The sequence below is a fragment of the Microbacterium schleiferi genome (genome assembly GCF_015565955.1).
Lineage (GTDB): Bacteria > Actinomycetota > Actinomycetes > Actinomycetales > Microbacteriaceae > Microbacterium > Microbacterium schleiferi_A.
This window is the reverse complement of record NZ_CP064760.1, coordinates 727,697-741,886: the sequence shown is the minus strand read 5'-3', so window position 1 is coordinate 741,886 and position 14,190 is coordinate 727,697. Positions and strand designations below refer to the sequence as shown.

Annotated in this window: 13 protein-coding genes and 1 pseudogene; 10 read left to right on the top strand and 4 right to left on the bottom strand. The window is 66.5% G+C overall.

Annotated features, from left to right (window positions below; all coding sequences use genetic code 11):
• Window positions 1-85: 85 nt before the first annotated feature.
• Window positions 86-1,195 carry a BMP family lipoprotein gene (locus tag IT882_RS03495; protein WP_229382280.1) on the bottom strand — a complete coding sequence of 370 codons (1,110 nt, stop codon included), beginning with the start codon at window positions 1,193-1,195 and terminating at the stop codon, window positions 86-88.
• Between the two features lie 160 nt (window positions 1,196-1,355).
• Window positions 1,356-2,471, bottom strand: a complete 1,116-nt coding sequence (locus tag IT882_RS03490; RefSeq protein ID WP_195693188.1) for a mannose-1-phosphate guanylyltransferase — start codon at window positions 2,469-2,471, stop codon at window positions 1,356-1,358.
• Between the two features lie 206 nt (window positions 2,472-2,677).
• Here IT882_RS03490 and sdhC point away from each other — a divergent pair, with 206 nt between their 5' ends.
• From sdhC to IT882_RS16855, 7 genes and pseudogenes are all read left to right on the top strand, one after another.
• Window positions 2,678-3,112 (top strand): succinate dehydrogenase, cytochrome b556 subunit, encoded by a 435-nt coding sequence (gene sdhC, locus IT882_RS03485; RefSeq protein ID WP_195693187.1) that lies wholly within the window; start codon window positions 2,678-2,680, stop codon window positions 3,110-3,112.
• The gene (locus IT882_RS03480) at window positions 3,112-3,570 is read left to right on the top strand and encodes a succinate dehydrogenase hydrophobic membrane anchor subunit (RefSeq protein WP_195693186.1); all 459 of its coding nucleotides are present in this window, start codon (window positions 3,112-3,114) and stop codon (window positions 3,568-3,570) included. Before sdhC ends, IT882_RS03480 begins: the two co-directional genes overlap by 1 nt.
• Window positions 3,571-3,606: 36 nt before the next feature.
• The gene (gene sdhA / locus IT882_RS03475) at window positions 3,607-5,412 is read left to right on the top strand and encodes a succinate dehydrogenase flavoprotein subunit (RefSeq protein ID WP_195693185.1); all 1,806 of its coding nucleotides are present in this window, start codon (window positions 3,607-3,609) and stop codon (window positions 5,410-5,412) included.
• Between the two features lie 2 nt (window positions 5,413-5,414).
• Window positions 5,415-6,227: a succinate dehydrogenase iron-sulfur subunit gene (locus IT882_RS03470; protein WP_229382279.1), complete on the top strand. Its 813-nt coding sequence runs from the start codon at window positions 5,415-5,417 to the stop codon at window positions 6,225-6,227.
• Window positions 6,228-6,341: 114 nt separating this feature from the next.
• A complete protein-coding gene (locus IT882_RS03465; RefSeq protein WP_195693184.1) occupies window positions 6,342-7,556 on the top strand; it encodes an MFS transporter in 1,215 nt (404 codons plus the stop codon).
• A 9-nt stretch (window positions 7,557-7,565) separates the two neighbouring features.
• Window positions 7,566-8,027: pseudogene (locus tag IT882_RS17025) on the top strand (YhjD/YihY/BrkB family envelope integrity protein); the annotation flags it as partial.
• A 116-nt stretch (window positions 8,028-8,143) separates the two neighbouring features.
• Complete coding sequence (locus IT882_RS16855; RefSeq protein ID WP_267490539.1) at window positions 8,144-8,794, top strand: YhjD/YihY/BrkB family envelope integrity protein; 651 nt, start codon at window positions 8,144-8,146, stop codon at window positions 8,792-8,794.
• 15 nt (window positions 8,795-8,809) lie between these two features.
• Here IT882_RS16855 and IT882_RS03455 read toward each other — a convergent pair whose 3' ends face one another.
• Window positions 8,810-9,466: a DUF1345 domain-containing protein gene (locus tag IT882_RS03455; protein WP_195693183.1), complete on the bottom strand. Its 657-nt coding sequence runs from the start codon at window positions 9,464-9,466 to the stop codon at window positions 8,810-8,812.
• Window positions 9,467-9,554: 88 nt separating this feature from the next.
• Here IT882_RS03455 and IT882_RS03450 point away from each other — a divergent pair, with 88 nt between their 5' ends.
• From IT882_RS03450 to IT882_RS03440, 3 genes are all read left to right on the top strand, one after another.
• Window positions 9,555-10,403, top strand: a complete 849-nt coding sequence (locus tag IT882_RS03450; protein ID WP_195693182.1) for an exodeoxyribonuclease III — start codon at window positions 9,555-9,557, stop codon at window positions 10,401-10,403.
• Window positions 10,404-10,443: 40 nt separating this feature from the next.
• On the top strand, window positions 10,444-11,448 hold the full coding sequence (gene trpS, locus IT882_RS03445; RefSeq protein WP_195693181.1) for a tryptophan--tRNA ligase: 1,005 nt from the start codon (window positions 10,444-10,446) through the stop codon (window positions 11,446-11,448).
• Window positions 11,449-11,543: 95 nt separating this feature from the next.
• Window positions 11,544-12,038, top strand: coding sequence for a hypothetical protein (locus tag IT882_RS03440; protein ID WP_195693180.1), 495 nt, complete (start codon window positions 11,544-11,546; stop codon window positions 12,036-12,038).
• 631 nt (window positions 12,039-12,669) lie between these two features.
• Here IT882_RS03440 and IT882_RS03435 read toward each other — a convergent pair.
• Entirely contained in the window at window positions 12,670-14,076 is a 1,407-nt protein-coding gene (locus tag IT882_RS03435) for an IS1380 family transposase (RefSeq protein WP_195692261.1), read from the bottom strand.
• Window positions 14,077-14,190: the final 114 nt, after the last annotated feature.

Below are 14,190 nucleotides of genomic sequence, written 5' to 3'. Positions count from 1 at the left end.
TGCGCGGCCGACAGACGGGCGGTGAGGGGCGAGAACGACAGCGGCGGGGAGGCTGGATACCCAGCCTCCCCGCCGCTGAGGGTTATCAGCCCGCGAGGTACGACGTGACCGGGATGGATCCGTCGATGATGCCCGCGGCGATCTCGTCGAGCTCCGCCTGGAGGTCAGGCGAGACCTTGCTCTCGAAGTCGTGGAACGGAGCCAGGCCCACGCCACCGTTGTCGAGCGTGCCGACGAACGGCGCCGGGTCGAACTCGCCGATGCCGGCGGCGAGGACCGCGTCCTCGACACCCACGTCGATCAGCTTGCGGATCGAGGTCAGGAGCAGGTCGGCAACGGTCGGGTCGGTCTCGAAGACGTCGGCGTCGACACCGATGAGGGCGATGTCGCGGCCCGAGTCACGGATGACGGACGCGGCGCTCTGGTAGATCGGACCACCGACGGGGAGCAGGACGTCGACACCCTGGTCGACGAGGCCCTGCGCGGCGTTGATCGCGTCCTGGTTGGCGACGAAGCCACCGGTGAAGACACCGTCCTGCGTGGCGGAGTCCCAGCCGAGAACCTCGACGTTGGCGCCGTTGGCCTCGTTGTAGTAGGCGACGCCCTGGGCGAAGCCGTCCATGAAGATCGAGACCGTCGGGAAGTTCATGCCACCGAAGGTGCCGACCTTGCCAGCGGTCGAGTACGACGCCGCGGCGTAACCGGCGAGGAACGCGGCCTGCGCGGTGTCGAAGACGATCGGCTTGATGTTGGGGGCGTCGGTCTCACCGTCGAAGTCGTTGTCCACGACATCGTCGATCGAGACGTACTCGATGTCGGGGTTGGCCAGGGCCGACTCGCCCGCAGCCGACGCGAGCGCGAAGCCCACCGTGATGATCATCGAGCAGCCCTGGTCGACCAGGTTGGTCAGGTTCGGCGCGAAATCGGACTCGGAGTCGGACTGAACCGTCAGGAAGTCGACGCCGAGCTCGCCAGCGGCGCGCTCGAGGCCTTCGTAGCCGAGCTGGTTGAACGACTTGTCGTCGAAGCCACCGGCGTCGGAGACCATGCAGGGCAGGAATCCTTCGACGACGTCGCCACCGGCCGCGGCCGTGGTCTCCGTGTCAGTGGGGGCCGACGCGCAGCCGGCGAGAGCAACGAACATGCTCGCGGCAACGAGGCCGCCGAGCACGCGCTTACGGGTGGAAATGGTCAACTGTGCCTCCAGGTGAAGGGCCCGCCCAGACGGCGGGTGCATCTGGAGAATCTACCTAGCGAATGGCCAGGATGCATGCCCCAGACAGCCACCACTGAGCAATGGTTACAAACCCGCAATAGAGTCGTCACGCAAACTGCTCGCGCCCGGCCTCCGCGCTTCAGAGAACGTCGCCGCGCCCGCCGAGCTTGAGCGCGTCGACCACCCCCTTGACGCGCTGCGCGTGCTCGCTCGTGGTCACCAAGAGAGCATCGGGGGTGTCGACGACGACGATGTCCTGCACACCGATGAGGCTGATGACCCGTGAGGTCTGTGAGACAACGATGCCGCTGGATGCGTCCGAGAGGATCCGCGCGTTCCCCCCGAGAATCGCGAGATCGTTCTTGCGCCCGTGCGAGTTGAGCTTGGCGAGGCTCGCGAAGTCTCCAACGTCATCCCAGTCGAAGTGACCCGGGATCACCGCGAGCTTGCCCTTCTCAGCGGCGGGCTCGGCGACCGAGTAGTCGATCGCGATCTTCGTCAGACCGGGCCAGACGCGGTCGACGACAGGTCCACGACGGTCGCGGTCATCCCATGCCTCGGCGAGTTCCATCAGTCCGGCGTGGAGCTCGGGGTTGTTCGCCTCGATCTCGGCAAGCAGAACATCGGCACGGGAAATGAACATGCCCGCGTTCCAGAGGTAGGAGCGGTCGGCGAAGTAGGTGCGCGCGGTCTCGAGGTCGGGTTTCTCCACGAAGCGCTCGACGGTTGCAGCCTCCGGCGCGCCGTCGACAAGAAGCTCATCGGCCTTCTTGATGTACCCGAAGCCGATCGAGGGCTCTGAGGGTTGGATGCCGATCGTGCAGATGTATCCCTGCCGCGCCACCGCGACAGCCTGCTGCACCGCCCACTGGAACAGGTGCGGAACCCGGATGACGTGGTCTGCCGCAAAGGACCCGATGATCACCTCGGGCTCGCGTCGCACAAGCACGGCAGCTGCCAGCCCGATCGCTGCCGTCGAATCGCGAGGCTCGGACTCGAGGAAGACGTTGCGATCAGGCACGCCCGGCAGCTGGGCCTCGACTGCGGCACGGTGCGCGCGTCCCGTGACGACGGCGATGCGCTCACTGCCGGCCAGAGGCTCGAGTCGGTCCCACGTGTCGCGCAGAAGGGAATGACCCGATCCGGTGAGGTCGTGGAGGAACTTCGGCGCGTCGGCACGCGAGAGCGGCCAGAGTCGGCTGCCGATGCCTCCCGCGGGGATGACGGCGTAGAAGTCGGAGATCACCTGGGACATGCGCCCAGGCTACTGGGGCGTCCTTTCGGCCACGTGTCGCAGAGGTGACGAGCAGCGATACCCCCGGACTAAGGGTGCCCTAAGAGCCGAGCTCTCGCCCAGCGCAATAGGATGGGACTCGCGCCCGAGTGACGCCGGGGAGCCTGCGTCAGGTTCCTGTTGGGGCACTGACCGCCCCGCTCGTGTTCGATCCAGGGAGGACGACCGTGTCTGCACCAGCACGCGTCACACCGTCGGTATCCGAAACCACCTCCAAGACCCCTCGTGGAACGCTGTACCGCGGTCACGAGGGCATGTGGTCGTGGGTCTTGCATCGCATTACCGGCGTGGCCATCTTCTTCTTCCTTCTGGTCCACATCCTCGATACGGCGCTCATCCGGGTATCCCCCGAGGCCTACAACGCCGTGATCGGCACCTACAAGAACCCGATCATGGGGATCGGCGAGGTCTTCCTGGTCGGCGCCATCGCGTACCACGCGTACAACGGTCTGCGGATCATCATCGTGGACTTCTGGTCGCAGGGCGCCCGCTACCAGCGTCAGCTCTGGTGGATCGTCCTCGGCGTCTGGGCGGTGACGATGATCGGGTTCACCCCCCGTCACCTCATCAATGTCTTCAGCGGGATGGGAGGCGGTCACTGATGAGCGCTCCCGCGATCGCAGAACCCCGTTCTGCGCACAGCACCCCTCGCCGCCGTGGTGTGAACCTCGAAAAGTGGGGCTGGGTCTACATGCGAGCCTCCGGCATGGTGCTCGTGGTCTTGATCTTCGGCCACCTCTTCGTCAACCTCATGGTGGGCGACGGCATCCACGCAATCGACTTCGCGTTTGTCGCGGGCAAGCTCACCAACCCGTTCTGGCAGTGGTGGGACGTCCTGATGCTGTGGCTCGCGCTGATCCACGGCGCAAATGGCATGCGCACCATCACCAACGACTACGTGACCCACGCCAAGACCCGCACCGTGCTGGTCACGGCGATCTGGGTCACCGCAGCGCTTCTGATCCTGCTCGGCACGCTCGTGGTCTTCACCTTCGACCCCTGCATCGGGTTCGACCCGGCCACCGCGTCCGAAACGATCATCGGCATTTGCGCCTCGTAATCCCGCCGCTCACCTGACATCGAAAGCACAGCACCCGTGACTACTCAGAGCGCCGAAAGCGTCGTCAAGGACGGCGTCCACTACCACCAGTTCGACATCGTCATCGTCGGCGCCGGCGGCGCCGGGATGCGCGCGGCCATCGAGGCGGGCCCCGGCGCGAAGACGGCGGTCATCTCGAAGCTGTACCCGACCCGGTCTCACACCGGCGCCGCCCAGGGTGGCATGGCGGCAGCCCTGGCAAACGTCGAAGAGGACTCCTGGGAGTGGCACACCTTCGACACTGTCAAGGGCGGCGACTACCTCGTCGACCAGGACGCCGCCGAGATCCTCGCGAAAGAGGCCATCGACGCGGTCATCGACCTCGAGAACATGGGCCTGCCCTTCAACCGGACCCCCGAGGGCAAGATCGACCAGCGGCGCTTCGGCGGACACACCGCCGACCACGGCAAGAGCCCCGTCCGTCGCGCCTGCTACGCCGCCGACCGCACCGGCCACATGATCTTGCAGACGCTGTTCCAGAACTGCGTCAAGCTCGGCATCAACTTCTTCAACGAGTTCTACGTCCTCGACCTCATCACGGTCAAGGATGCCGACGGCAACACCCAGGTCGCGGGCGTCGTGGCCTACGAACTGGCAACCGGAGAGCTCCACGTCTTCCAGTCCAAGGCCGTGATCTTCGCCACGGGCGGGTTCGGCAAGATCTACAAGACGACCTCCAACGCCCACACCCTCACCGGTGACGGCGTGGGAATCGTGTGGCGCAAGGGCCTGCCGCTGGAGGACATGGAGTTCTTCCAGTTCCACCCGACCGGGCTTGCCGGTCTCGGCATCCTGCTGACCGAGGGTGCCCGTGGCGAAGGTGCGATCCTGCGCAACGCGAGTGGCGAGCGCTTCATGGAACGCTACGCGCCCACCATCAAAGACCTCGCCCCCCGCGACATCGTCAGCCGCTGCATGCAGCAGGAAGTCGCCGAAGGCCGCGGCGCGGGACCCCACCGTGACTACGTCCTCCTGGACTGCACGCACCTGGGCGCTGAGGTTCTCGAGACCAAACTCCCCGACATCACCGAGTTCGCGCGCACTTACCTGGGTGTCGACCCGGTCGTCGAGCCGGTGCCGGTCATGCCGACCGCCCACTACGCGATGGGCGGCATCCCGACCAACATCAAGGCCGAGGTGCTCGCCGACAACGAGACCGTCGTTCCGGGCTTGTACGCCGCTGGCGAGTGCGCGTGCGTCTCGGTGCACGGCTCGAACCGCCTCGGCACCAACTCGCTCCTGGACATCAACGTGTTCGGCAAGCGCGCCGGCCAGTATGCGGTCGAGTACGTGAAGACCGCCGATTTCGTCGACCTGCCGGAGAACCCTGCCGCGGGTGTTCTCGAGATGATCGAGGGCCTCCGCAACAACCCCGGGCAGGAGCGCATCGCGGTCCTCCGCAAGAAGCTGCAGGACGAGATGGACAAGGGCGCTCAGGTGTTCCGCACCGAGGAGTCCCTGAAGCACGTGCTCGGCGTCATCGAAGAACTGCGTGCCCGCTACCTCAACATCCACGTCGACGACAAGGGCAAGCGGTTCAACACCGACCTGCTCGAAGCCGTCGAGCTCGGATTCCTGCTCGACATCGCTGAGGTCGTCGTCGTCACCGCCCGCAACCGGCTCGAGAGCCGCGGCGGCCACATGCGCGATGACTACCCCAAGCGTGATGACGAGAACTACATGCAGCACACGATGGCCTACCTCACGGGCGACCCGCACTCGTCGGTCGCGGATGACCACATCCGGCTCGACTGGAAGCCCGTGGTCATCACCCGCTACCAGCCGATGGAGAGGAAGTACTGACGATGAGCGCGACGCTTGTCTCCACGGATGCCGCCACGAACGCGACCGAGGACGCTGATGCGCAGGGCGGTGTCGAGCAGTCCGCTGACCCCACGGGCATCCAAGCGTTCCTGGTGACCTTCATCATCCGTCGCTTCGACCCCGAGGTGGATGCCGAGCCCCGCTGGGTGGACTACGACGTCGAGCTGTATTCGACCGACCGCGTGCTTGACGCTCTCCACAAGATCAAGTGGGAGGTCGACGGGTCGCTCAGCTTCCGCCGTTCCTGCGCCCACGGCATCTGTGGCTCGGACGCGATGCGCATCAACGGACGCAACCGCCTCGCCTGCAAGACCCTCATCAAGGACCTCGACATCTCCAAGCCGATCTACGTCGAGGCCATCAAGGGTCTGCCGCTGGAGAAGGACCTCATCGTCGACATGGAGCCTTTCTTCGCGTCCTACCGCGAGGTGCAGCCGTTCCTGATCGCGAACTCGACGCCGGAGCCCGGCAAGGAGCGCATCCAGTCGATCACGAACCGCGAGATCTTCGACGACACCACCAAGTGCATCCTGTGCGCGGCCTGCACCTCCTCGTGCCCCGTGTTCTGGACTGACGGTCAGTACTTCGGCCCCGCCGCGATCGTCAACGCCCACCGGTTCATCTTCGATTCGCGTGACGACGCGGCAGGCGTGCGCCTGAACATCCTCAATGACAAAGAGGGCGTGTGGCGTTGCCGCACGACCTTCAACTGCACCGAGGCATGCCCCCGCGGTATCGAGGTCACGAAGGCGATCGCCGAGGTCAAGCAGGCGGTTCTTCGCGGCAAGGCCTGAGCCGGGCCTCACCAACGGCGCGCAGTACCTGATCCGGGCCGCACCACCCTCATGCAGCGTTGAGGTTGTGAGGTTCTTCTCGGCCGACGGCTCTCGGCTCGCTACTCTGGCCGAATGAGCACCCCAGACGCGCCCCGCCTCGCTGGCGCTGCGCGAGCGACATCCACGCGCGTCGCCGTCTTCGCCGCATATGCGGCTCAGGGCCTCGGGTACGCCGTCGTAGTCACCTCCCTCCCCGCGCTCAAGGAACGCCAGGGAGTCGACGACACCGTCGTCACGCTCATCGTGCTGGGTGTCGCGATCGCCGCCGCCGGCGGTTCCGTGCTCGCCAACGCCCTGGCCGTGCGGTTCGGAAGCCGCACCGCACTCGTCGTGGGCCTCCTCCTTCAGGCAGCCGCCCTCCCCGCCATCGCCCTCCCGACACCGTTCCCCCTCTTCGTCTCGCTCTTCGCGGTGTACGGCATCGGCCTCGGGTGCGTGGATGCCGCAACGGCGATGCAGGGCGTCATCGTGCAGCGCGCGCATGGCAAGCCCCTCCTCGGCGGCTTCTTCTCCGCCTACACCGCTGCCGCGATCGCGGGAGCCCTGCTCGTGTCCGCCATCGCGGCATCCCCGTTCGCGGCGGGAGTGGCGATCGGAACGGCGGGCATCGCGATCCTCCTCATCGCGGTCATCGGCATCCGTCTGTTCGCCCGCGAGGTGGCGATCGATACGGCCCTTCCCGCCGCCGAGCGCGCTCGGCTCCCCCGAGCGGGCATCTGGGCATTCGGTTTCGTCATCTTGGCAGTGTTCGTCGTCGACTCGGCAGTAAGCACCTGGAGCACGGTCTATCTGCAGGATGACCTGGGAGCCCTCCCCGCGCTCGCACCGCTCGGATACGCCGCCTACCAGGTCTGCGTGCTCATCACCCGTCTCGCGACCGACCGACTCCTCGGAGTCATGAGCCGGAGACGCCTGGTCGCCGGCGCCATCGTCGTCTCGGTGATCGGCGTCGTGGCAGTGGCGCTTCTGCCGTTCGAGGCCGCCGCAATCGCCGGCTTCGCCCTCGCGGGCGCCGCGACCGGCATCCTCATCCCCGTCACGTTCGGCGCCGCCGGCGACCTCGCCCCCGCCCACTCCGACCAGGTGATCGCCCGGGTCAACATCTTCAACTACGCAGGCGCGATCCTCGGAGCCGTCATCGTCGGGCTGCTCGCCGACGGTCCGGGACTGGCGATCGCGTTCCTCATCCCGGCGGCGGTGCTCGCGGCATCCCTGTCGGTGGTCCGGTGGTTCCGCACGGACTCGCGCACCGCTGCCGAAACGGATGCCGCGCGCGACCCTCGATAACCTGAGAACGTGAGCTCGTCCGACCGCAATCGCCGCGATACCGCGCGCGACGCGCAGCAGCGGGAGGAAACGCTGCGTGCACGGTGGGAAGACACCCAGGAGCGGCTGCTCACCCGATTCGAAGAGCCGATCTCCTTCGCCACCCGGGTCACCAAGCAGACGCTGGCGTGGTTTCCGGTGCGCGTCTGGCGCCACTTCCTCATCGCCAACGGCTTTCTGCTCGCGGCGGGAGTGAGCTATCAGGCGCTGTTCGCGATCTTCGCCGCCGTCTACGTTGCGTTCGCTCTCGCGGGCCTCTGGCTCGGCGGCAGCGACGAGGCCATCCAGAATCTGATCGACCTCATCAACACCTACATCCCCGGATTGATCGACAAGGACGGTCCGATCACCCCGGATGCCGTGGCCGAAATCGCCACAAACTCCGCGAGCCTGTTCGGGATCACGGGTGCGATAGCTCTCGTCACTCTGGTCTGGACGGCGATCGGCTGGGTAACGTTCTCACGCCGCGCCGTCCGCGAGATCTTCGTGCTGCCCCTGACCGGCGCCCCTACCTGCTCCTCAAGAGCGGTGACCTTCTGGCGGCGGCGTTGTTCGGCATCCTGCTGCTCGTGGGCGGCGGGCTCGGCGCCGCGGGCACCTGGGCGCTGGACATCGTGTTCTCGCTGCTCGGACTCGACACCGGCTCGGTGTGGTTCTCGATCGGCGTACGCACTGCGACCCTCCTTATCTCGTTCGCGATCAATGCTGCTGCTCTGGCGGCGCTGTATCGATTCCTGACGGGAACGAGCCTGCGCTGGCGCACGATCTGGCCAGGAGCCTTGCTGGCTGGGGCGGCTGTCACCGTGCTCCAGCTCGGCGCGGGCTGGCTGCTCAGCTACACGCCGACCAACGCGCTGCTGGCCACCTTCGCCATCTTCGTGGGTCTGCTGCTGTGGTTCCGCCTCATCGGGATCATCATGCTCGTCGGGGCGGCGTGGATCGCCATCTCTGCCCGCGACGAGAACATCCCGCTGTTGGAGAAATCCGAGGCGGAGCAGCTGGCCGAGGAGCATGCCGCACTGCTCCTTGCCGCCCAGGTGCGGCTGCGCACCGCCCAGGAGGCGCGAGATGCTGCGCCGTGGCACGCGCGGTGGGCAGCAACCCGCGATGTGCGTCGGGCCGAACGGGAGCTCGACGAGGTGGAGGCATCCACACCGCCCCAGCCGCGCCGCCCCAGCGCCCTGGACGGTCTCGTCTGAATCGACGCCGGCCCGTCAAGCCCCGAATGCCGTCAGCCGGCTCAGGGCGAACACGACGATCGCGCCGTTGAAGAAGAACGAGATGACCGAGTGCAGCGTCATCAGCCATCGGATGCGTGACGAGTGGGTCTCGACATCTGACACCGCGAACGTCGTGCCGATCGTGAAGGCGAGATACGTGAAGTCGACGATCGACGGCTCCGGGGTTCTCGGGAAGCGCAGCGGTGGGTCTGCGGCAACGCGATAGCGGTACATGTACCACTGCGCGAATCCCCAGTGCAGGAGCCCCCAGGAGAGCACCATCGCCCAGATCCCGATGAGGCGAAAGAGGAAACCATAGTCCGTCCCGTCATCGAAAATGACGACCGTCACCGCTGCGAACACGCCGACGAAGCTGGGCAGAATCGTGACAGCGGCGACCATCACGCTCACCCACCAGCTCTTCTCGATCGCCACGGTCTCGGGTGCCGGTGTGTCTCGCCGCGCGAGGACAGCGAGCACGATCATCGCCCCGATCGCGTAGAGCGAGCCGCCGAGGCACCAGATCAGCAGGCCGTCGATGGAATCGAAGCGAATGACAACGACGCCGGTCGCTGCGACGGCAAGTTGAATGATCCAGCCCGTCACGAAGACGGCAGCACGCCAGGCGCGGCTGAGCGGCGGTCGTGGCACTGTCGCCCTCACAATCGGATGCCGGTCTGGGAGTGCTCAGAGCGTAGCGCGGGCTCGCGTGTCGGTGACGACACCTAGGCTGAAGCGCGTGCCCCGAACAGTTCGTATCGCTTCCATCAACGTCAACGGCATCCGCGCTGCCACCCGCAAGGGGATGCTCGAGTGGATCGATCAGGCGGGCGTCGACATCATGGCGCTGCAGGAGGTTCGAGCGAATGAGGAGCAGCTGACAGCTGCCCTGCCCGGATGGCGGATCGTGCATCACGAAGCACTCCAGAAGGGCCGCTCGGGCGTCGCCGTGGCAAGCCGCGTGGAGGCCGCGGCGGTCCGCACGGTGCTCGGGCCGGAGCCGCTCGACCAGTCGGGACGGTGGATCGAGGCGGACTTCGACATCGACGGCGAGACCCTCACCGTGGTGAGTGTCTACGTCCATTCCGGAGAGGACGGCACCCCGAAGCAGGATGCCAAGTACGCGTTCTTGGACGCGATGCAGTCACGCCTCCCCCACCTGGCCGCGCACTCGCCGCTGGCTCTGGTCATGGGAGACATGAACGTCGGGCACCGTCAGCTCGACATCCGCAACTGGAAGGGCAACCTCAAGAAGGCGGGCTTCTTGCCCCGCGAACGCGCCTATCTTGACCGCATCCTCGCGCCCGAGGGAACCGAGATCGAGTGCATCGATGGGACGACCGGCACCGGGCTCGGGTGGGTCGATGTCGGACGCCGCTGGGCCGGCGAGGTCGATGGACCCTACTCGTGGTGGTCGAACCGCGGGCAGGCTTTCGACAACGACACCGGGTGGCGCATCGACTACCACCTCGCGACAGCTCCATTGGCCGACCGGGTCACCGCCTACCGGATCGACAGGGCACCCTCCTGGGACACCCGCTGGAGCGACCATGCTCCCGTCGTCGCCGACTACAGCGTCGGTCGCTGAGCGCACCGGAGCCGACCCCACCGCGGCCTAGGATTGTCGGGTGACCAAGCCCCGCCTCTACTCCGGAATGCAGCCCTCCGCCGACTCTCTCCAGATCGGCAACTACATCGGGGCGCTCATGCAGTGGCGGGATCTGCAGGAGGCCTACGACGCGTTCTTCTCCGTTGTCGACCTGCACGCCCTCACCCAGCCGAACGACCCCGCGGAGCTGCGCGAGAAGACGAGGCGGACCGCCGCCCAGTACATCGCCGCCGGTATCGAGCCGGCCAAGTCGACGCTCTACGTGCAGTCTCACGTTCCGGCGCACGCGGAGCTCGCGTGGGTACTGTCGACGCTCACCGGGTTCGGCGAGGCGGGTCGGATGACCCAGTTCAAAGACAAGTCGCAGCGGTACGGACAGGATGCGACATCCGTCGGGCTGTTCACCTACCCGGTGCTCATGGCAGCCGACATCCTGCTGTATCAGACCGACATCGTGCCTGTCGGTGATGACCAGAAGCAGCACGTGGAGCTGACGCGTGATCTCGCCGAGCGGTTCAACGGGCGCTACGGCACCACTTTCCGGGTGCCGATGCCCGTCATCCAGCAAGACACCGCCCGCATTTACGACCTCCAGAATCCGACAGCGAAGATGTCGAAGTCGGCCGAGTCGGATGCCGGAGTGCTGTGGCTCCTGGACGACCCCGCGAAGAGCGCGAAGAAGGTCATGCGCGCCGTGACCGACAGCGAAGGCTCGGTGCGGTACGACCGGGAAAACAAGCCCGGGGTCTCGAACCTGCTCGTGATCTACGCGGCCCTCACGGGTCGGCAGATCCCGTCGATCGAAGACGAGTACGCGGGCCGCGGCTACGGCGACTTCAAAAAGGGTCTCGCCGAGGTCGTCGTGAACGAGTTCGAACCCGTGCGGGCTCGCGCGCTCGATCTACTCGATGACCCGGCCGAGCTCGACCGGGTCCTGGCCTCCAACGCCGCGCGTGCCGAGTCTGTCGCCCGCGCGACCCTCGGCGACGTCTACGACCGGATCGGGCTGCTGCGCCGGGCCTGAGTCGGGGTGTGCCCTAACTCCTGCACTTCGCCCACCAACGCCCGCCGCGGCGGGCGGGGGACGCCATCGAGCAGGAGTTAGCGACGCCTGGCGCCGTGAGTGAGAAGCAACCGCAGCGCCTCTCGAACACGCTCCGGGCGGTACAGGATGTCCTCGGCCAGGAACCTGACGGTGACGTAGCCGCCGATGGCGGCAGCGAGATCCCGAGCACGGTCTCGCCGCTGCGAGCGCTCATCACCATGGAAGGCAACACTGTCGCACTCGACCACGAGCCATCCGTCAACGATGAAGTCCACCCGTCCAACCCCAGCGAGCTCCGCTTGGAGCACGAAGGAAGCCCCCAGCGATCTCAGCATCAGTCTGACGAGCGTTTCCGTTCCGGACTCGGCTCGCGGATCGAGCAGATTCCGAAGCTTCCGGTACCGCTGCGGCAGCCGACAGAAGACCTCGGCGACCTCACTCTCCGTAACAAGTCCCTGATGCCACGCGCTGTCGAGTGTCGCAACCGCGAACCGAGCGGGCTGGCATCGACAAGCCTGGACGAGTGCCTCAATCATTCCGCAGACGAGATCGCTGCGCGCAGCGGTTGAGGTTCGCCAGTGAGCCACGACGCCATCACGCGACGGGAGCCGACTCGCGTCGCGCTCGAACTGCACATGCAGACTGTGCCGTTCAGCGACGAAGACGCCTCGCAGCCGCAACAAGGACACGCAGTCGAGGCGACCGCCGACAGCGGCGGCCCGCACGAGCGGTGTCGGAGTGTCAGCTGCTAAGTAGACATCTCGTCGAACTCGGAGCCACGACCCGGAGCGCAAGGCCGATCGGAGCGCCGCGCGGCCCATCCCCGACTGTCGAAGTTCAGCGCTGGTATAGCGACGAGCTACTGAGATCACACCGCGAGAGTGCCCCCGCCCGACTCTCGCGTCCTCGCCGTTGCCTGGAACCGAGGAAAGAGCGTGCGAATCCCATCCTGGGGAGGGAGCGTCACAACTCCTGCAATCGGCGCCCCACCACCTCCGATTCCAGCCCCCGAGTGAGGAATAGCAGGAGTTGCGGCGAGCGGGACGTGGCGGCGCTTAGCCTCGATCCACCGATGAGCCTTGGGCGAGGGGGCTCGACTTGATGGATGCGGCTTTGACCGGCCGCGGGCAGGGTTGTGTTCCGGGCGTCGCATCCCGGTCGTCCACTGTGTTCTCGGTCGGGCCGTCGTCGCGGCGGTGGTCAGTTCGTGCTGACGTGTGGTGGGGCGTGGGTGGCCGTGAACAGGCGATCGAACGCGGCCTGCCAGGGCCAGGCCGCGGGCAGGTGCATGGTGATGCGCCGGGCGGATCGTGCGAGGCGTGCCGGGACAGTGATGAGGGTGCGGCGGATCGTCGCGGTTGTCGCTCTGGCGAGCCGCCCGGCGCGGTCGGAGATGAGTCCGGCGGTGCGGGTGAGGTTGAACGCGATCACCGCGAGCACGAGCCAGGCGCTGTTCGCGGTGAACACCCCGGACGGAAGGTGAGCGAGCGGTCCGCCCTTCAGATCGGCGTGGACCTGTTCGATGATCGCGTGGGCACGGTGGGTCTTGTCCGCCGCGACGGTGCCCATCGTCTGCTTGTCGGTGGTGGTGAAGAACGCGTGGTGCCGGTAGACGTCGAACAAGGTCGGCTGCTCCACCTTGTTCGGGTTCAGGTCCGGGATGCGCCGCACCACGAGACGTCCTTCGACCCGTTCGGCGATCTTCCGGGAGCGGAACGCGACGAAGGGCACTTCGGCGACTTCGGCTTTCGAGATCCACCGCCCGGTGGCCTCGTCACGGATCGCGTTCGGATACTCGATCGTCTCCCACCCGTCCTCGGGGATCGACGAGATCGCTGTCTTCACCGCAGGGTCCATCCGGACCGTGACAGATACGTCCGCGCCGGACTTGATCGCGGTGCCAACGGTGCCGTGCCCATAGAACGCGGAGTCGGCCCGCAGCAGCGGCCGGACACTGCTCCCGATGTTCATGCGGCGGAGGGTTGCGAGGACGTCACCGACGATCCTGGCGGCGCCTTTCGGGGAGCCGGTCTTCCCCTGCCGGAGCCGCTGACCCAGGATCACCGGTGCTGACGAGGTCGTCGACGCCGTCGCAAGGAGTGCGTTGAGTCCGCGGACGCCGGAGTACCCGAACGAGGCGCCCTGCTTCTTGTATCCGTGGACCTCGACGATCGTGTCGTCCAGATCCACCATCACCCGCTCACCGCCCCGAACCTGCAGCAGCGGTGCGGCCGAGGCGAGGTTCACCAGAGTCCGGGAAGCGACGGCATCGAGCTGGCGGACATGCCCGAAACGGAACTCGCGCAGGAACGAGCCCAACGTCGACGGCGCATACGTCCGATCGAACAATCGCCCCATCCCGCCGTGACGGAGCAGGTTCATGTCGTCGATCGAGTCCGCACCGGCGAGCATCCCCGCCACCAGCGCCATCACCTTCGACCCGGCGTTCGCGCCCCTGTCCGTCGGGACGCTCAACCTCGACTGCGCGAGCTCGTCGAGGCCCACGGAACGGGCGAGGCGGAGCATCGGGACCAGACCCGCGGCCGACACGAGATTCGGATCATCGAACATCGCTGACACAGCAGCGGGAGCATGCTTGAATTGCACCTACGAGATGCCTCTCGGATCGGTCGAACAGCGGTCTAGACAATCACTATTCTTCCTGATCAGAGGGGCATTTCTGCGTCACCGCGCCCGCTCAACCCCACGGCTCATCGGTGG

Excerpts from the sequence above, each read along its gene's own strand:
- IT882_RS03490 (WP_195693188.1), bottom strand. The coding sequence starts at position 2,471 with ATGTCCCAGGTGATCTCCGACTTCTACGCCGTCATCCCCGCGGGAGGC.
- IT882_RS03480 (WP_195693186.1), top strand. The coding sequence starts at position 3,112 with ATGAGCGCTCCCGCGATCGCAGAACCCCGTTCTGCGCACAGCACCCCT.
- IT882_RS03470 (WP_229382279.1), top strand. The coding sequence starts at position 5,415 with ATGAGCGCGACGCTTGTCTCCACGGATGCCGCCACGAACGCGACCGAG.
- IT882_RS03465 (WP_195693184.1), top strand. The coding sequence starts at position 6,342 with ATGAGCACCCCAGACGCGCCCCGCCTCGCTGGCGCTGCGCGAGCGACA.